Genomic DNA, 15763 nt, shown 5'->3' with positions numbered 1-15763 from the left:
GAACGGGCTCACCGCCCGTCCCCACGGGCTTAGACATAGTTATGCAGAATAAAAAGTATAGTGCAAAACAGCACAAACTTTTGCGGAGTGGCTCGCTTCAAGCCTCGCGGATGTCTTCGAATGGCGCTCCTTTGGTTAAACTGCGGCGCAGGAAATCGGGGCTAGATCCCTGAAAAGATTGAGAGCTGAGGACCTGACCCACACTGACCGAAAAGGGTTCGGCTTGAAAAAGCCGAACCCCAAACTTTTTCGTCAATCCGTTGTGGATTAGAACGAACGGATCAGGCGAACGAAGCCGGTCCAGTCCTTGGTGTCGCCCTTGTTGTAGTCGACAGTGGTGTCGAGCTTCAGGCCAGAGGCGATTGCGTAGGAAGCGAGAACACCACCGGTGGTGTAGTCGACGTTGTTGAACTGCTCAACAAAGTTGACCGACGGGGTGATCGTGAGCTTTTCGGTAGCCTTGAAGCCGTAAGCAGCGCCAACGGTCCACTCAACGGTGCCGACGTAGTGCGACGGGTCAGAAGCCCAGCCAGCGTAGAGTTCGAAGGTGCCCGGGCCTACGCCAGCAGCAACCTTACCAACAACGTAGCCTTCGTCAGCCTTGGTGTCGTAACCGCCCCAGAGGGTAACGGTTGCAATGCCGAGGGTGGCGGAAGCGAGACCCTGAACGCCGAAGGCGCCATCAGCCTGACGGAGTTCGTCAACGCCGAGACCAACGGTGAAGGCGTCAGCCGAGTAGGTGTAGCTGACGGAGTCGAACTTGGCGTTGGAGATGAAGGTGTCGTTCTCGCCCGAGATGCCGATGTCGTCAGCCCAGGTCAGGAAGTAACCAGCCTTGAAGCCGCCAACGGTGATGTAGGCCTGGTCAAGGATGACGCCCTGCGTACCATCGCTGGTGCCTTCGAGGCGGATGTAGGAGCCGATCGTGCCAACTTCAGAGTCGTTCTTCGACTCGATCACGAGACGAGCGCGGGTCTGGAAGTCGTCGGTGTTGATGCCGGTGGCAACGCCGTTAACGACACGCGGCGCGTCGTTGTTGTTCCAGTCGTAAGCGAAACGAACTTCGCCGCCGATCTTGAGGCAGGTCTCGGTGCCGGGGATGTAGAAGTAGCCGGTGCCGAAGGCGTCGCAAACGCGAACGTATTCCATGGGCTCGGGCTCAGCAGCGACGATTGCGTCAGCAGCCTGAGCGCCGGAAACTACTGCGAGAGCAGCAGCGGAGCCGAGAAGAAGGCTCTTGATGTTCATTATTGACCTCCAGTCAAGTTTCGTATGGGTCTGGGTTATTTGGCTGAAGGACAGCATTCCCTGCCCCATCCCCGTCGGTTTCAGAAGACGGACGATCCACCGCCTCGCTTCCGAGGTTGAAAATACAAAACCCGGTCGGTCATGCAATCACCAAAGAGTGGAATGGGCAGAATGACGACACCCTTCCACTCGGGCTGTTGCCTAAAGGCCACAAACCGACAGGTGGCAGCCGTTGATCGTTTAGTTTCTGTTAAGAAAAGCGAGAAAAAACCGCCGCTTACAGGCGGGTTTTAGCGGGGGCACCCATGACCGGAGGGGTGTTCGCCTTCCCGTTTTGGCACAGATTCCGTAAAAATTTGCGGTTTGAGCCACTCCGTCTCCCGCGCCGGCTGCAACACCGGAACGACGATTTCTTTATATATACAGCTGAATTCGGCGGGAGTTTGCCGATGAGACGACAGAATCATGTCGAACCGGCAGCCCGATTCGATTTCCGGCATGCATGCACCGCCATCCGCCGAGTCGTGGCAGTTCTAAAATGTTGAGAGCAGATAAAAGGCCTTGCATTCGCCGATTCAAGCAAATAATCAGGCGGCACCGGAGAGGTGGCCGAGTGGTCGAAGGCGCTCCCCTGCTAAGGGAGTATACGTCAAAAGCGTATCGAGGGTTCGAATCCCTTCCTCTCCGCCATAGTTTTCTCCCTATACACCACCATCATCCTTGGCATGATACCCCTGCGGTGTCGCGCTTCTGTTCGAGTTTGCGCGCCTGGCATCCCGGGGCAGCTCCGCCGGAATCGTGCCGCCGGAGACGTGCACCACTGCTCGGAATTGCCGAGTAGATTCACGCTGAACCTGCAAGCAATTGAAAACACGGCAAAAACACTGAGACCACCTGTCCCGACCTCTAGAATTGACTGGAGGTCAATAATGAACATCAAGAGCCTTCTTCTCGGCTCCGCTGCTGCTCTCGCAGTAGTTTCCGGCGCTCAGGCTGCTGACGCAATCGTCGCTGCTGAGCCCGAGCCCATGGAATACGTTCGCGTTTGCGACGCCTTCGGCACCGGCTTCTTCTACATCCCCGGCACCGAAACCTGCCTCAAGATCGGCGGCGAAGTTCGTTTCGCTTACGACTGGAACAACAACGACGCTCCGCGTGTCGTTGCTGGTACCGCTACTGGCATCAACATCGACGACTTCCAGACCCGCGCTCGCCTGACGTTCCAGACGGCAAACGACTCGGAAGTTGGCACCATTGGTTCCTTCATCCGTCTCGAAGCTACGAGCGATGGCACGCAGGGCGTAAGCCTTCACGAAGCCTTCATCACCGTTGGCGGCTTCAAGGCTGGTTACTTCAACACCTTTGCTGATGACATCGGCATCTCGGGCGAGAACGACACCTTCATCTCCAACGCCAAGTTCGACGCTGTAAACTACGTTTACGCAACCGACGCGTTCACCGTTGGTCTCGGCGTTGACGAACTCCGCCAGGCTGATGGCGCCTTCGGCGTTCAGGGTATGGCGTCTGCTGCACTTGGCGTTGTGAAGCTCACCCTCTGGGGCGGCTACGACACCAAGGCTGACGAAGGCTACATCTCTGGTAAGGCTTCGGCTGCTGTAGGCCCGGGCACCTTCGAACTCTACGCTGGCTGGGCTTCTGATCCGTCGCACTACGTTGGCACCGTTGAGTGGACCGTTGGCGCTGCTTACGGCTTCAAGGCTACCGACAAGCTGACTATCACCCCGTCGGTCAACTTTGTTGAGCAGTTCAACAACGTCGACTACACCACCGGTGGTGTTCTCGCCTCCTACGCAATCGCCTCTGGCCTGAAGCTCGACACCACTGTCGACTACAACAAGGGCGACACCAAGGACTGGACCGGCTTCGTTCGCCTGATCCGTTCGTTCTAATTCGATCTCCAGATCGGATAAAGGAAGCCCGGCCTCACGCCGGGCTTCTCTGTTTGTGCGATCGCCAGGCAGAATTGCCAGCGGCGACAACGCTCGAAAGCACCTATTGCGTCAGAAACGCTGCAATTTGCTCTGCCAGGCCGCCTTTATGCAGCAGCGGAGCGTGCCCCTGGCCCTTAGCCTCGAAAGCGATGCACTCCGGATGTCGCCGCGCCATCTCCGCAAAAGTTTCGCGTGAGAGCAGCCGCGAATGTTCCCCCCGCACTACCATCGCCGGCACGTCTTTCAACAGCGCAAACTGCGTCCAGAGATCGGGTAGCGCCTGGCTGAGGTCGGCGGCGCGGAACTGCTCGGCGATTGCCGTGTCGAAATCGGCACTCAACCGTCCATCCGTTTCGCGATAGAGCGCCCGCGCCATCCCCGCCCAATCCTCTTCGTCGAGGGCCGGAAACTCGGCACCATAAGTCACCCGCAGGATCTCTGCCGCATGCGCAAAACTCGTCGGCGTCGCTCTTGTCGCCAGATAGCCCTGGATCTGACGGAGACCTTCGACCTCCAGAACCGGGCCGATATCGTTGAGCACCAGCCGTTCGATCCGCTTAAGATGCGTCATCGCCAGTACATGCAGGATGAGCCCGCCGCGCGAGGTGCCGATAAAGGCGGCCTTCCCGATACCAAGCTGGTCGAGCACGCTGATGACATCGCCGGCCTCGACCGGGATCGTGTAACGCTCCGGTAGCGGATCCCGGTCTGACAAACCACGGCCACGCGAGGAGATGGCGATCACGCGCCGATTATGCGGCGGGGCGGCCAGCAGGCGCGCGATATCCTCGAAGTCGAGCAGATTGCGCGTGAGCCCGGGCAGGCACACGACGGGCGTGCCAGGATTGCCGTCGCCATGAATGCGAACATGCAGGGCAAGCCCGTCCGGCACGGTGATGAAGCGATCTGTTCCCACGGCCATGCGGCTCTCCTTCTCGATAGGGAAGCAGAGCCTAACCGAGCAGAGCGTAGCGGTCACCCGCAAAGGGCAGGGGGCTATCGTCCAAAGCGCAGGTCATGAACGATATCGGTCTTCTGGCCGAGCCGGCTCTTGTAGACCTGATAGTTCTCCATCACCCGCATCACGTAATTGCGCGTCTCGGGGAAGGGGATGCGCTCGATCCAGTCGACGACTTCGTCGATCGACTTGCCACGCGGATCGCCGTAACGGGCGATCCAGTCCGGCACCTTGCTGGCGCCGGCATTGTAGGCGATGAAGGTCAGCACATAGGAGCCGTCGAAGCGGTCGATCTGCTCGCCCAGATAATGCGCGCCGAGCGTGGCGTTGAAGCCCGGATCGCGCGTGAGTCTTTCCGGAGAATAGGCAAGGCCGTGGCGGGCGGCAACGCCACGCGCGGTCGATGGCAGAAGCTGCAGGAGCCCGCGTGCGTCCGCCGGCGAAATGGCGGCGGGGTTGAACGCGCTCTCCTGGCGGGCAATGGCATAGGCGAGCGCCTTGCCGGAGCCGGCGATATTGGCCGAGGACGGAATGACGCCGACGGGGAAGGCGAGTGCCGGCACGTCGATCCCGCGGGAATAGGCGGTCTTGCCGATCTGCAGCGCCAGTTGATGGCCGCCGGAGGATTTTTCTGCCCGGGCGCTCAACAAGGCGAGTTCGCCGGGGCTCTCCAGCTGGTCGGCAAGCGCCCGGTAGAGGCTTTGCGCCCGCCAGCCATGGCCCGCGGCCTCGTAGCGCGCAATCGCCTGAACGGCTTCGCGCTGCGCGAAGCGATTGCGATCGGATTGGCTCGGGCGCGGATAGGGGATCTCGATCCCCGGCCGGTCGAGGCGGGCGGCGGCCAGCTGGCCGTAGAATGTGCTGGAATGCTCCGCCGCGCGGGCAAAATACTCGCGTGCCTTGCGGTCGCGCGACACTTCTGCGGCGCGGCCCAGCCAGTACCAGGCGCGGCTGGCAGACAGCGGCCGGTTGGATACCTCGAGGATGCGGGCAAAATGCCGGCTTGCCGTATCCGGATCATTCAGCGCGCGCAGCGCAAACCAGCCGGCATGGAATTCCGCATCGGCAATGTCGGTCGGGGTCGTCGCCACATGGCGCGAGACGATGCGATAGGCCTCGCGGAACTGACCCTGATCGGCAAGCCCGCGGGCGATGATGCGCTGCTCGTCCCACCAGGCGCCGGTATTGACCAGTTCGGCCCGATCGCGCGGCATCTGGGAGAGAAGCTTGGCCGCCTCTTCGAACTTCTGCTGGCGGCGGAGATTCTCGATGCGGATGAACAGCAGCGCCGGATCGTTGCGCCACTTGCCATCCACGGCCTTGATCAGCCCGCCGACATTGTCGGCCTTCGAGATCAGCCCTGCCCATGCGCGGTAGAGCGACTGTGCCTCACCCAGCGAGGCAAAACGCTTCGCCTGCTTGGCGCGCTCGCGATACATCAGATAATCCATGCGGGCGCGGTGATCGGCGGGCCGCAGCAGGCCGGAAAACTCGCCCATCACCCGGTCTTCCGTCGTCTCGTCCAGGCCCTCCGTGCGCCAGAGGTTGCGGATCAGGCTTGCCGCCTTGCCCCGGTCGCCGGAGGCCAGATGCGCGCGTGCCAGAAGCATCGTGCCTTCGGTCGTCTCCGGCGCGCTATTGCCGAAGGCGGACAGCACGGTGGCGGCCGGCGGATTTTCGCGGAACAGCGCCTTCTCCGAATTGGCGCGGAAGGATTTGAGCCCCGGCCAGCCCTGAAGCTGCCGCTGGGCGGCGGCGATTTCTGACGCCGGCACATCACGCAGGCCCGACATCGCGATCGACCAGGTCAGCATCTGCCGGTCAAGGCCCTCGGGCATCCGGTTGCGGATCGAGATCGCCCGGGCGCCATCCTTGTCGGACAGTGCATCGAGGCCTGATTTCAGCTGCGGGCTGGCGGAGGCCAGCCGCTCGCCGCGCGGAATGGTTCCCGTCGTCTCCATCGATGGCTGCTCTGCCTTGGATGCGGCAAAGCCGAGCGGCTTCATCGCCGGAACCGGCACGGCCGAATTCGCGCTCGCGCCCGTTGCGGCAAGCAGCGCGGCTAGGCCAAGACCGAGGCCAAAGCTAAGAGCAGAACTATAGAAAGCAGGCTTCGTCATCCACACACCAGAACCATCCATCATGCGCGAGAGTAGGCCGTCGCTGCGGTTACCAAAAGCTTAAAACAACCGATCACATTCTCTCGAACGAAGCCTCGGAAATCTGTCACAAATCTCCTGCGGATGCGCTTGTCGCACCTGATGGTGCACAGTAATGTGCCCCCGATTTAATTTGCGAATGAGGCCGAAGCGTGGATATCGGCGCTCGAGGAGTTCATGCATGTATCAGGGATCCATTCCCGCACTCGTCACGCCGTTCACGAATGAGGGCGCCGTCGACGAACAAGCCTTCGCCGCCCATGTCGAATGGCAGATTTCCGAAGGCTCGACCGGCCTGGTGCCTGTGGGCACCACGGGCGAATCGCCGACCCTGTCCCATGACGAACACAAGCGCGTCGTCGAGCTCTGCGTTGAGGTTGCCGCCAAGCGCGTGCCCGTGATTGCCGGTGCTGGCTCCAACAACACGGTGGAAGCCATCGAGCTTGCCCAGCATGCGCAAGCCGTCGGCGCCGATGCGCTGCTCGTCGTCACCCCCTATTACAACAAGCCCACCCAGAAGGGCCTGATCGCCCATTACAAGGCGATCGCCGAGGCCGTCTCGCTGCCGATCATTATCTACAACATTCCCGGCCGCTCGGTGATCGACATGTCGCCGGAGACGATGGGCGCGCTCGCCAAGGCTTACCGGAACATCGTCGGTGTGAAGGATGCGACCGGCAAGATCGAGCGCGTCTCCGAACAGCGCATCACCTGCGGACCGGATTTCGTCCAGCTCTCAGGCGAGGATGCAACCGCGCTGGGCTTCAACGCCCATGGCGGCGTCGGCTGCATCTCCGTCACCGCCAATGTCGCCCCGCGCCTCTGTGCCGAATTCCAGGCGGCCACCTTGGCCGGCGATTACGCCAAGGCGCTGGAATATCAGGACCGCCTGATGCCACTGCACAAGGCGATCTTCATGGAGCCCGGCCTCTGCGGCGCGAAATACGCGCTGAACCGCACCCGCGGCATGAACCGCACCGTCCGCCTGCCGCTGATGGCGACGCTGGAGGCTTCGACGGAAGCCGCGATCGACGCGGCGCTGAAGCATGCGGGATTGGTGAATTGAGGGGATGAAGAAAGGCCGGCGGAGACGCCGGCTTTTTTGTTTGGGGGCCCCGCTTGTTTCTCATTTAGCACAATGTCTTGGGGCGATGCTGTGCAGTTTCGCAGGCTTTGAGCCCCATCGTCATCTAAATGGTCTAGGCGCGGGAGAGGGAGTCAATCAGCCAATCCAGTTCCGAGCGGGCAGCCGAAATAACACTCGCATACGAGTGTAATGATACCAAAGGAGGCAAGCTTCGGGTGTCGAGCGTTGCAACGCGACCTTTGCCTATCATTATGATATCCATCGCTGCGGTTGATGATAGTCTGGAAGACAAGTCATCTCGATATTTTTCGGCCTGGGCTATATCGTCACGGTCAATGTTATGTGACGGTCTCTTAAACTCGATCAGAAGATACTTGTCGCCGTAGTCCTGAGAAAGCAAAAGGTCTGGGCGCTTTGAGGCGCGGTTCCCTTTATAAGCAATGTCGCAATATGTATCGATGACTCTTTGTAGTGTCGAATTTGAAGACATGAGGGAGTACTTTCGTCCCAGAAGCCACAAATTAGTTTCAAAGGCTTGGTGCGCATCCTTTTCAAGAGTTTTAGGATTCTGAACCAACTGATCGAGGAAATTTAGAAACTCACGCCGCCGGGAAGCTTGCGATCCAATATTCGCAAGTTCAACAAGGCCAAATTCTTCAAGAGAGCTAGCAAATGAACTCACGTCGCCATGGCTGGACGTTTTAATGCTGTCAAGAACAGCCCAATAGGCGTCATGTTCCAAAGCATCCAGCGCGACATCAGCGATCGTCGCGATCCGCTCTTCAGTCTCTCCATAAAATTTCTTCAGAATACGGTTGAGTGCCTGTTCGGCATAGCTGCGGCGATGCTCAGGCAATTGCGCAAGCCGATGATTTATCTGTTTTTGAAGGCGAGCCTTTTGAAGGCTTAAATCTTTAGAATGGGTCTCTTGTAAACCCGCTTTCACTTGGTCAAAGACGTAGGATCGTGCCTCTTGGTAGGATTTGCTGTTCTCCAAAATGCTTCCCCAGTCTGCGGTGACAAAGTCCTCGATGCCAGAAAGCTCGACTTCGCCGTAAACTCGCTTAGCCAACTTCACTGGAATCTCTTCGTCTTCATCCAAACCGAATAGCATGGGCTTTCCGACTGCCTTTCCATCGACCTTCAACACTATTCCGGGGGATCGTGGTGGCCGCTTTCCGTCAGCTATCGTAAAGTTAAGAGCTATTGCACCCGCTGTTGGCAGGTTGGCAATCGTTTGGGTCGTTATCCCAGGAACATCCTGCACAGACAGCGGCAAGCCGTTCACGAAGACTTTGAAGGCGTCTTCACGTCCATACTCATGAATCAAGACTTCCCGTAGTCGATCAGGGGTTGGAAAATTGAGGCGACTATCTAGCTCCGTTAATGATATCGTGGTTCCCGTGGCAGCATCGACGACATCCTCCTCATCGAACGGCAAGGGTACCGCCTCAAGATCCTTCTGATTCTCTATCAGTTCGGTTTTGTCGATCAGCAGCGTGCAACGGCGACCACGCGTGATAGTAAGCAATTGCATTTTGTTCGCGATCGTTAGGCCAGCGAACTTTCCAATCCCCTTACGTCCCTTGACCTTCCGATTGAATCTAACAGTTCGATCTCCAGTTCGCGTTCTCTTGTCGCTTGCAATATTCAGATACTCATTGCGTATCTCGAGGCTCGTCATTCCAGTGCCATCGTCGACGACGGATATGGCTTCGTTAGTAAGCGGTTCGGGAAGCGTGATCCAGACGTTGTTGGCGTCCGCATCCCACGCGTTATCGACTAGCTCCTTCAACGCCGCCTCGCTTGAGCGGTAGGATTCGCCCAGAATTCGGGTCAGACGAGTATTTACCGCGAAATGTGCACTTTTAGTCACCCGTCCCTCCGACGCGAGCTTCGGCAATTTGTATTGGTCGAATGTGTGCCACCTACCTGCGGACAGGTGCCGGTAACACTAAATAATAGCTTTGTGTCAAAAGCCACAACCAAGTTGCATTGTTCTTCGCACACGGAAGGCGATGAATTCGGGAGGCTGGAGCCTTCACAGTTCACATTGGACTGAACTAGGAGCTATGGGTTTTTGCATATGACGTGAGACGCGTTCGCGAAGTGCGAATAACTCCTCCCACCCCACCCGCACCTTTATTTCCCCCCCATCCTCCATTACATACCTCCCATACCCGCCACGCCCCGCCCGCGTAGGCGCACCACCACAAAATCCCGGGCGAAACGGAAGATCAGGCCATGGCCCCCAAAGGCTCACAGCGCGTCGTCAACAAGATCGTTGCGGAAAACCGCAAGGCGCGCTTCAATTATGAGATCGTCGACACCTACGAGGCGGGTCTGGTTCTGACCGGCACGGAGGTCAAGTCGCTGCGCGAGGGCAAGGCCAATATCGCCGAATCCTATGCCTCGGATGAGGGCGAGGAGATATGGCTGATCAATTCGCATCTGCCGGAATATCTGCAGGCGAACCGCTTCAATCACGAGCCGCGCCGCCGTCGGAAGCTCTTGCTCTCCAAGCGCGAGATCAATCGCCTGCGGGCCTCGATCAATCGCGAGGGCATGACGCTGGTGCCCTTGAAGATCTATTTCAACGAGAAGGGCAGGGCGAAGCTGGAGCTGGCGCTCGCCAAGGGCAAGAAGCTGCACGACAAGCGCGAGACCGAGAAGGAACGCGACTGGAACCGCCAGAAGCAGCGCCTGATGAAGACGGGCTGATCATGACGCTCTCGTTTCTCAAGGTCACCGTCGGCCCCTTCGTCTTCGAGGCCCGGTTGGAGCGCGAAAAGGCGCCCGAGACCTGCCGCATTTTTGAGACCTTCCTGCCCTTCCGCAACCAGGCGATCCATTCGCGCTGGTCGGGCGAGGCGGTCTGGGTGCCCTTGGGTGATTTCCAGTTCGGGGCAGGCTTCGAAAACCACACGGCCCATCCCTCGCGCGGCGACATCCTGCTTTATCCCGGTGGTTTCAGCGAAACCGAACTCTTGTTCGCCTACGGCTCCTCGCAGTTTGCCAGCAAGATGGGCGTGCTGGCGGGCAATCACTTTCTGACGGTGGTGAAGGGTGGGGAGCAGCTGGAGGCCATGGGGAAGATGGTCTTGTGGCAGGGCGCGCAGGATATTGCCTTCGAGGCGATGTAGGGAAGGTATCCTGCTGGGTGCGTCACCGATGCGCGGAGCAGGAACGCCCCCCTCTGTCACTGCGTGACATCTCCCCCACACGGGGGGAGAGTGGGCTGCGGAGCGGGGGCGTCGTGCTGCCCACCTCCCCCTTGAGGGGGGAGGTCGCCGCAAAGCGGCGGGTGGGGGTGAACCCTACTTCGAGTTCGACGTTTGCTCGATCTTTCTAAGCTTCAGGCCATCACCCCACCCCGGAGCTTTGCTCCGACCCTCCCCCTCAAGGGGAGGGTGGGGCCGAGACGCCAATGGTCTTCACTCTCGCCCCTTGTGGGGGAGATGTCACGAAGTGACAGAGGGGGGTGCCATACTGCGAAGCGATAATCCTGGGGCAGTGCCGCCCCAAAATTCCCTCAGTGCTCGTCTTCGCTGGCCGTTGCCGGTTCCGGGGCACGCGGCGCGCCGCGTTCCGAGGGGTCGCGGCCGATTTCGGGCTTCAGCGTCATCAGGTCGATGAAGTGGTCGGACTGGCGGCGCAGGTCGTCGGCGATCATCGGCGGTTGCGTCGCCATGGTCGAGACGACGGAAACCTTGCGACCCTTGCGCTGCAGCGCTTCGACGAGGGTGGTGAAATCGCCGTCGCCGGAGAAGAGCACGAGATGATCGACCGTCTCGGACTGTTCCATCGCGTCGATGGCCAGCTCGATATCCATATTGCCCTTGACCTTGCGGCGGCCCATGGAGTCGGTGAATTCCTTCGCCGGCTTGGTGATCACCTTGTAGCCGTTGTAGTCCAGCCAGTCGATCAGCGGGCGGATCGAGGAATATTCCTGGTCCTCGATGAGGGCGGTGTAATAATAGGCGCGCAGCAGGTAGCCGCGTTTCTGGAACGCCTTCAAGAGCTTGCGATAGTCGATGTCGAAGCCGAGGCTCTTGGACGCCGCGTAGAGATTGGCGCCGTCGATGAAGAGAGCAATTTTTTCGCGCGGGTCAAACATGCTTATATCCTTACGTCAAATATCCACGGCATCGGCAATCGGCAGTTAAAACAATACCTTGCCCCTCAAGATATGACCATAAACGTTAAATTATGAAATGATCATATAGAGATCTATCTAGGTCATCAAGTGCGGCAATCCAAGCAGCTTGCGGTTGAAATGTGGTGGCTTGAGGGCCTTTTCCGGCCTTCATTTTTGGGCTGCGCAGACCGTCAGCACGAAAAACTTGAATTTGCCGCTCTTTGCCTGTATCGCACCGATCAATCCCACGCATTCAAGACCGCAAAGGACAGGCAATGGCCCGTGTCACCGTTGAAGATTGCATCGACAAAGTCGAGAACCGCTTCGAGCTCGTTCTGCTCGCAAGCCACCGCGCCCGCCAGATCTCCCAGGGCGCGCCGATCACCGTCGATCGCGATAAGGACAAGAACCCGGTTGTGGCGCTGCGCGAAATCGCCGACGAGACGCTGTCGCCGGACGATCTGAAGGAAGATCTGATCCATTCGCTGCAGAAGCATGTCGAAGTCGACGAGCCGGAGCAGGAGCCGAGCTCGATGCTCTCCAACACCGGCACCGCCGGCAAGGGCGACGAAGAGGACGAACTGCCGGAAACCCTCACTTTCGACCAGATGTCGGAAGAGGAGCTTCTGGCCGGTATCGAAGGCCTCGTGCCGCCGGAAAAGAGCGACGATTACTAATCGTCAATAGATCAGACTTAAGTCTTGATCTGACTGTAGGATACGTGTGCGCCAGTCGTCTCGACTGGCGCGCTTTTTCGTTTGTGGGAGACGCGTGGAATGATGCGGCAATACGAGCTCGTGGAGCGGGTGCAAAAATACAAGCCCGATGCCAACGAAGCTCTGCTCAATAAGGCCTATGTCTATGCCATGCAGAAGCACGGCAAGCAGACACGCGCCAGCGGGGACCCCTATATCTCCCACCCGCTCGAAGTTGCCGCCATCCTCACCGACATGCATCTCGACGAATCGACGATCGCGGTTGCCCTGCTGCACGACACGATCGAGGACACGTCGGCCACCCGCGCCGAGATCGACGAACTCTTCGGCGAGGATATCGGCCGCCTGGTCGAGGGTCTCACCAAGATCAAGAAGCTCGACCTCGTCACCAAGAAGGCCAAGCAGGCGGAAAACCTGCGCAAGCTGCTGCTGGCCATTTCCGATGACGTGCGCGTGCTGCTCGTCAAGCTCGCCGACCGCCTGCACAACATGCGCACGCTCGAGCATATGCGCGACGACAAGCGCGCCCGCATTTCCGAAGAGACCATGGAAATCTATGCGCCGCTCGCCGGCCGCATGGGCATGCAGGACATGCGCGACGAGCTGGAGGATCTCTCCTTCCGCTACATGAACCCGGAAGCTTATGAGACGGTGACGAACCGCCTCTCTGAACTGTCGACCCGCAACGAAGGCCTGATCACCAAGATCGAGGATGAGCTGCGCGAACTGCTGGTGGCAAACGGCCTGCTCAACACTTCGGTCAAGGGCCGGCAGAAGAAGCCTTACTCCGTCTTCCGCAAGATGCAGTCGAAGTCGCTGTCTTTCGAGCAGCTCTCGGATGTCTATGGCTTCCGCATCCTCGTCGATGACACCCAGGCCTGCTACCGGGCGCTGGGCATCGTGCACACCCGTTGGCGCGTCGTGCCCGGCCGCTTCAAGGACTATATCTCCACACCGAAGCAGAACGACTACCGCTCGATCCACACCACGATCGTCGGTCCATCGCGCCAGCGCATCGAGCTGCAGATCCGCACACGACATATGCATGACATCGCCGAATTCGGCATCGCCGCCCACAGCCTTTACAAGGATGGCGAAAACGGCGATCCGAACGAGCCGCTGAAGCGCGAGAGCAATGCCTATTCCTGGCTGCGCCACACCATCGAGGCGCTGGCCGAAGGCGACAACCCGGAAGAGTTCCTGGAGCACACCAAGCTCGAACTCTTCCAGGACCAGGTCTTCTGCTTCACGCCCAAGGGCAAGCTGATCGCGCTGCCGCGCGGCGCAACCCCGATCGATTTTGCCTATGCCGTGCATACCAATGTCGGCGATACCTGCGTCGGCGCCAAGATCAACGGCTCGATCATGCCGCTCGTCACCCGCCTGTCGAATGGCGACGAGGTCGAGATCATCCGCTCCGGCGTCCAAGTGCCCCCGGCCGCCTGGGAGGAGATCGTCGTCACCGGCAAGGCGCGCGCCGCCATCCGCCGCGCTACCCGCATGGCGATCCGCAAGCAATATGCAGGCCTCGGCCAGCGCATTCTGGAACGCACCTTCGAACGCGCCGGCAAGGTCTTCTCCAAGGATACGCTGCGGCCGGCGCTGCATCGCCTCGGCCAGCGCGACGTGGAAGACGCCATCGCCTCGGTGGGCCGCGGCGAAACCTCGTCGCTCGATGTCCTGCGCGCCGTCTTCCCTGATTACCAGGACGAACGCGTCACGGTGAAACCGTCTTCGGATGAGGGCTGGTTCGCGATGAACAGCGCCAACGGCATGGTCTTCAAGATCCCCGGTCCCGCCCAGCGCAAGGGCGATGCGCCGACAGCCGGCGACGGGCCGGATCCGCTGCCGATTCGCGGCCTGTCCGGCAATGCCGAGGTGCATTTCGCCCCGGCCGGTGCCGTGCCCGGGGATCGGATCGTCGGCATCATGGAAGACGGTAAGGGCATCACCATCTACCCGATCCAGGCCTCGGCCCTGCAGCGCTTCGAAAACGAGCCCGAGCGCTGGATCGACGTGCGCTGGGATCTCGATGAGGCCAACAAGTCGCGCTTCGTCGCCCGCATCCTGATCAATGCGCTGAATGAGCCGGGTACGCTGGCAACCGTCGCGCAATGCGTGGCCCGGCTCGACATCAATATCCGCGTCCTCAACATGATCCGGATCGCCACCGACTTCACCGAGATGGGAATTGATCTGGAGGTCTGGGATCTGCGCCAGCTCAGCCAGCTGCTCGGCGAGCTCAAGGAACTCGACTGCATTTCGACGGTGAAGCGCGTCTACGACTGACGCGCCGATCCGGCTGGCCTAGAGCAGGTCCAGCAAAAGTGCGTCAGCGGTTTTGCGTCCGGACTGCGTAAAAGCAAAAGGATAGAGCATTTCAGGTGATCCCGTTTTCACCGGAAATGCTCTAGACCCGGCTTCGAAGACAGGGCAGGGGGGAGAAACACCCGCCCTTGAGCCTGTCCTCGGATCAATCTGCCCTTCTTTTGACCACGATCCTGCCTAAATCGTGAACCTCAATACCATTGCCATGCATCTGGCGCATGGCTGACTTCAGTTCTTGTCTCTGGTTGATTGTGCGCCGCACCATTATATCTCGGCCAACAGATGAAGAGAAAGAACTGAGGACAAAACGATGTTTACTCCGATCCGCAAAATCGCCCGCGCCCTCCGCGTTCCGAGCGTTGCCGAGCGCGAAATGAACTACCTGAACGGCGCTCGTGACCTGGTTGATCTCGAATATCGCCAGCGCGAAATCGACCGTGGCATGTTCCGCCGCGGCTGATACGCCAGCCTATTTGATCCGGTCCGCTCGGATCCTCGCTGCGACGCCGGTCTTTGCCGGCGTCTTTGCTTTTCGGCGACCTTGTCAGCCGCTTTTCCTTGCCGAAGCAGTCTAGGATCAACTACATATCCCGCATGCTGTTTCGACGCCGGCAACCGATCTCAAGACTGACAAAGCTGCGTGAGCTTTTCTGGCCGCGTCGTGGCTTCATCCGGTCGTTTCAATATCTGAGCAAGCGTATTCTGCGCCTGTCGGCGACACCGCATGCGATTGCTGCGGGTGTGGTCGCCGGTGTGGTCTCTTCCTGGACGCCCTTTATCGGCCTGCATTTCCTGCTCGCCTTTGCGATCGCCCATCTGATCGCCGGGAACATGGTTGCAGCGGCCATCGGCACGGCGTTTGGCAATCCGCTCACCTTTCCGTTCATTTGGGCGGCAACCTGGGAGGTCGGACACCGGATGATTGGCCAGGGTGACCCGGTTGCGCAGAGCGTCGATCTTGAGAAAAAGTTTTCGATCGCCGGCATCGAGAGCATGTGGCAGCCGGTCCTCAAACCCATGCTGATCGGCGCGCTACCGCTTGCTGCCATCAGCGGCGCAATTCTCTATTGCGTCATCTACTTTGCCGTATCGAAGTTCCAGGCACGACGCCGCGAGCGCCTTGCCGAGCGAGCGAAAATTCGCCTTGCGGAAGCCCTCCAAGGATCGAGCATCTGAC

The 15763-nt window shown here is 59.5% G+C and carries 13 protein-coding genes and 1 tRNA gene; 9 read left to right on the top strand and 5 right to left on the bottom strand.

Going from position 1 to position 15763, the window contains the following annotated elements:
* Positions 1-267 precede the first annotated feature (267 nt).
* Positions 268-1248 (bottom strand): porin, encoded by a 981-nt coding sequence (locus AC1PUL_RS11020; RefSeq protein ID WP_480464241.1) that lies wholly within the window; start codon positions 1246-1248, stop codon positions 268-270.
* 599 nt (positions 1249-1847) lie between these two features.
* Between AC1PUL_RS11020 and AC1PUL_RS11015 the strand changes: the two genes are divergently transcribed.
* A tRNA-Ser gene (locus AC1PUL_RS11015) sits at positions 1848-1938 on the top strand.
* A gap of 239 nt (positions 1939-2177) precedes the next feature.
* Positions 2178-3158: a porin gene (locus AC1PUL_RS11010; protein WP_480464240.1), complete on the top strand. Its 981-nt coding sequence runs from the start codon at positions 2178-2180 to the stop codon at positions 3156-3158.
* A gap of 103 nt (positions 3159-3261) precedes the next feature.
* Here the strand turns inward: AC1PUL_RS11010 and AC1PUL_RS11005 are convergent, their stop codons facing one another.
* Together AC1PUL_RS11005 and AC1PUL_RS11000 are read right to left on the bottom strand one after the other, a co-directional pair.
* On the bottom strand, positions 3262-4122 hold the full coding sequence (locus AC1PUL_RS11005) for an alpha/beta fold hydrolase (protein ID WP_480464239.1): 861 nt from the start codon (positions 4120-4122) through the stop codon (positions 3262-3264).
* Positions 4123-4196: 74 nt separating this feature from the next.
* Positions 4197-6278: a lytic transglycosylase domain-containing protein gene (locus tag AC1PUL_RS11000; protein WP_480464238.1), complete on the bottom strand. Its 2082-nt coding sequence runs from the start codon at positions 6276-6278 to the stop codon at positions 4197-4199.
* 220 nt (positions 6279-6498) lie between these two features.
* Between AC1PUL_RS11000 and dapA the strand changes: the two genes are divergently transcribed.
* Positions 6499-7383, top strand: a complete 885-nt coding sequence (gene dapA, locus AC1PUL_RS10995; RefSeq protein ID WP_480464237.1) for a 4-hydroxy-tetrahydrodipicolinate synthase — start codon at positions 6499-6501, stop codon at positions 7381-7383.
* A 133-nt stretch (positions 7384-7516) separates the two neighbouring features.
* Here the strand turns inward: dapA and AC1PUL_RS10990 are convergent, their stop codons facing one another.
* Complete coding sequence (locus tag AC1PUL_RS10990) at positions 7517-9280, bottom strand: ATP-binding protein (protein ID WP_480464236.1); 1764 nt, start codon at positions 9278-9280, stop codon at positions 7517-7519.
* A gap of 368 nt (positions 9281-9648) precedes the next feature.
* Between AC1PUL_RS10990 and smpB the strand changes: the two genes are divergently transcribed.
* Complete coding sequence (gene smpB / locus AC1PUL_RS10985; RefSeq protein ID WP_480464235.1) at positions 9649-10125, top strand: SsrA-binding protein SmpB; 477 nt, start codon at positions 9649-9651, stop codon at positions 10123-10125.
* Between the two features lie 2 nt (positions 10126-10127).
* Positions 10128-10547: a DUF3830 family protein gene (locus AC1PUL_RS10980; protein ID WP_480464234.1), complete on the top strand. Its 420-nt coding sequence runs from the start codon at positions 10128-10130 to the stop codon at positions 10545-10547.
* 389 nt (positions 10548-10936) lie between these two features.
* Here the strand turns inward: AC1PUL_RS10980 and AC1PUL_RS10975 are convergent, their stop codons facing one another.
* Positions 10937-11521, bottom strand: a complete 585-nt coding sequence (locus tag AC1PUL_RS10975; protein ID WP_298461838.1) for a LabA-like NYN domain-containing protein — start codon at positions 11519-11521, stop codon at positions 10937-10939.
* Between the two features lie 296 nt (positions 11522-11817).
* On the opposite strand from AC1PUL_RS10975, the gene rpoZ reads away from it, so the two are divergent.
* The 4 genes from rpoZ (at position 11818) to AC1PUL_RS10955 (ending at position 15762) form a co-directional block, all read left to right on the top strand.
* Positions 11818-12219: a DNA-directed RNA polymerase subunit omega gene (gene rpoZ / locus AC1PUL_RS10970; protein ID WP_480464232.1), complete on the top strand. Its 402-nt coding sequence runs from the start codon at positions 11818-11820 to the stop codon at positions 12217-12219.
* 99 nt (positions 12220-12318) lie between these two features.
* A complete protein-coding gene (locus AC1PUL_RS10965) occupies positions 12319-14547 on the top strand; it encodes a RelA/SpoT family protein (RefSeq protein ID WP_480464230.1) in 2229 nt (742 codons plus the stop codon).
* 349 nt (positions 14548-14896) lie between these two features.
* Complete coding sequence (locus AC1PUL_RS10960; RefSeq protein WP_480464228.1) at positions 14897-15046, top strand: DUF3563 family protein; 150 nt, start codon at positions 14897-14899, stop codon at positions 15044-15046.
* A gap of 134 nt (positions 15047-15180) precedes the next feature.
* Positions 15181-15762: a DUF2062 domain-containing protein gene (locus AC1PUL_RS10955; protein ID WP_480464227.1), complete on the top strand. Its 582-nt coding sequence runs from the start codon at positions 15181-15183 to the stop codon at positions 15760-15762.
* Position 15763: the final 1 nt, after the last annotated feature.

The sequence above is a fragment of the Rhizobium sp. P43 genome, assembly GCF_056730705.1.
Note: the sequence above shows the minus strand (reverse complement) of the source record. Positions and strands in the feature narration are given on the sequence as shown.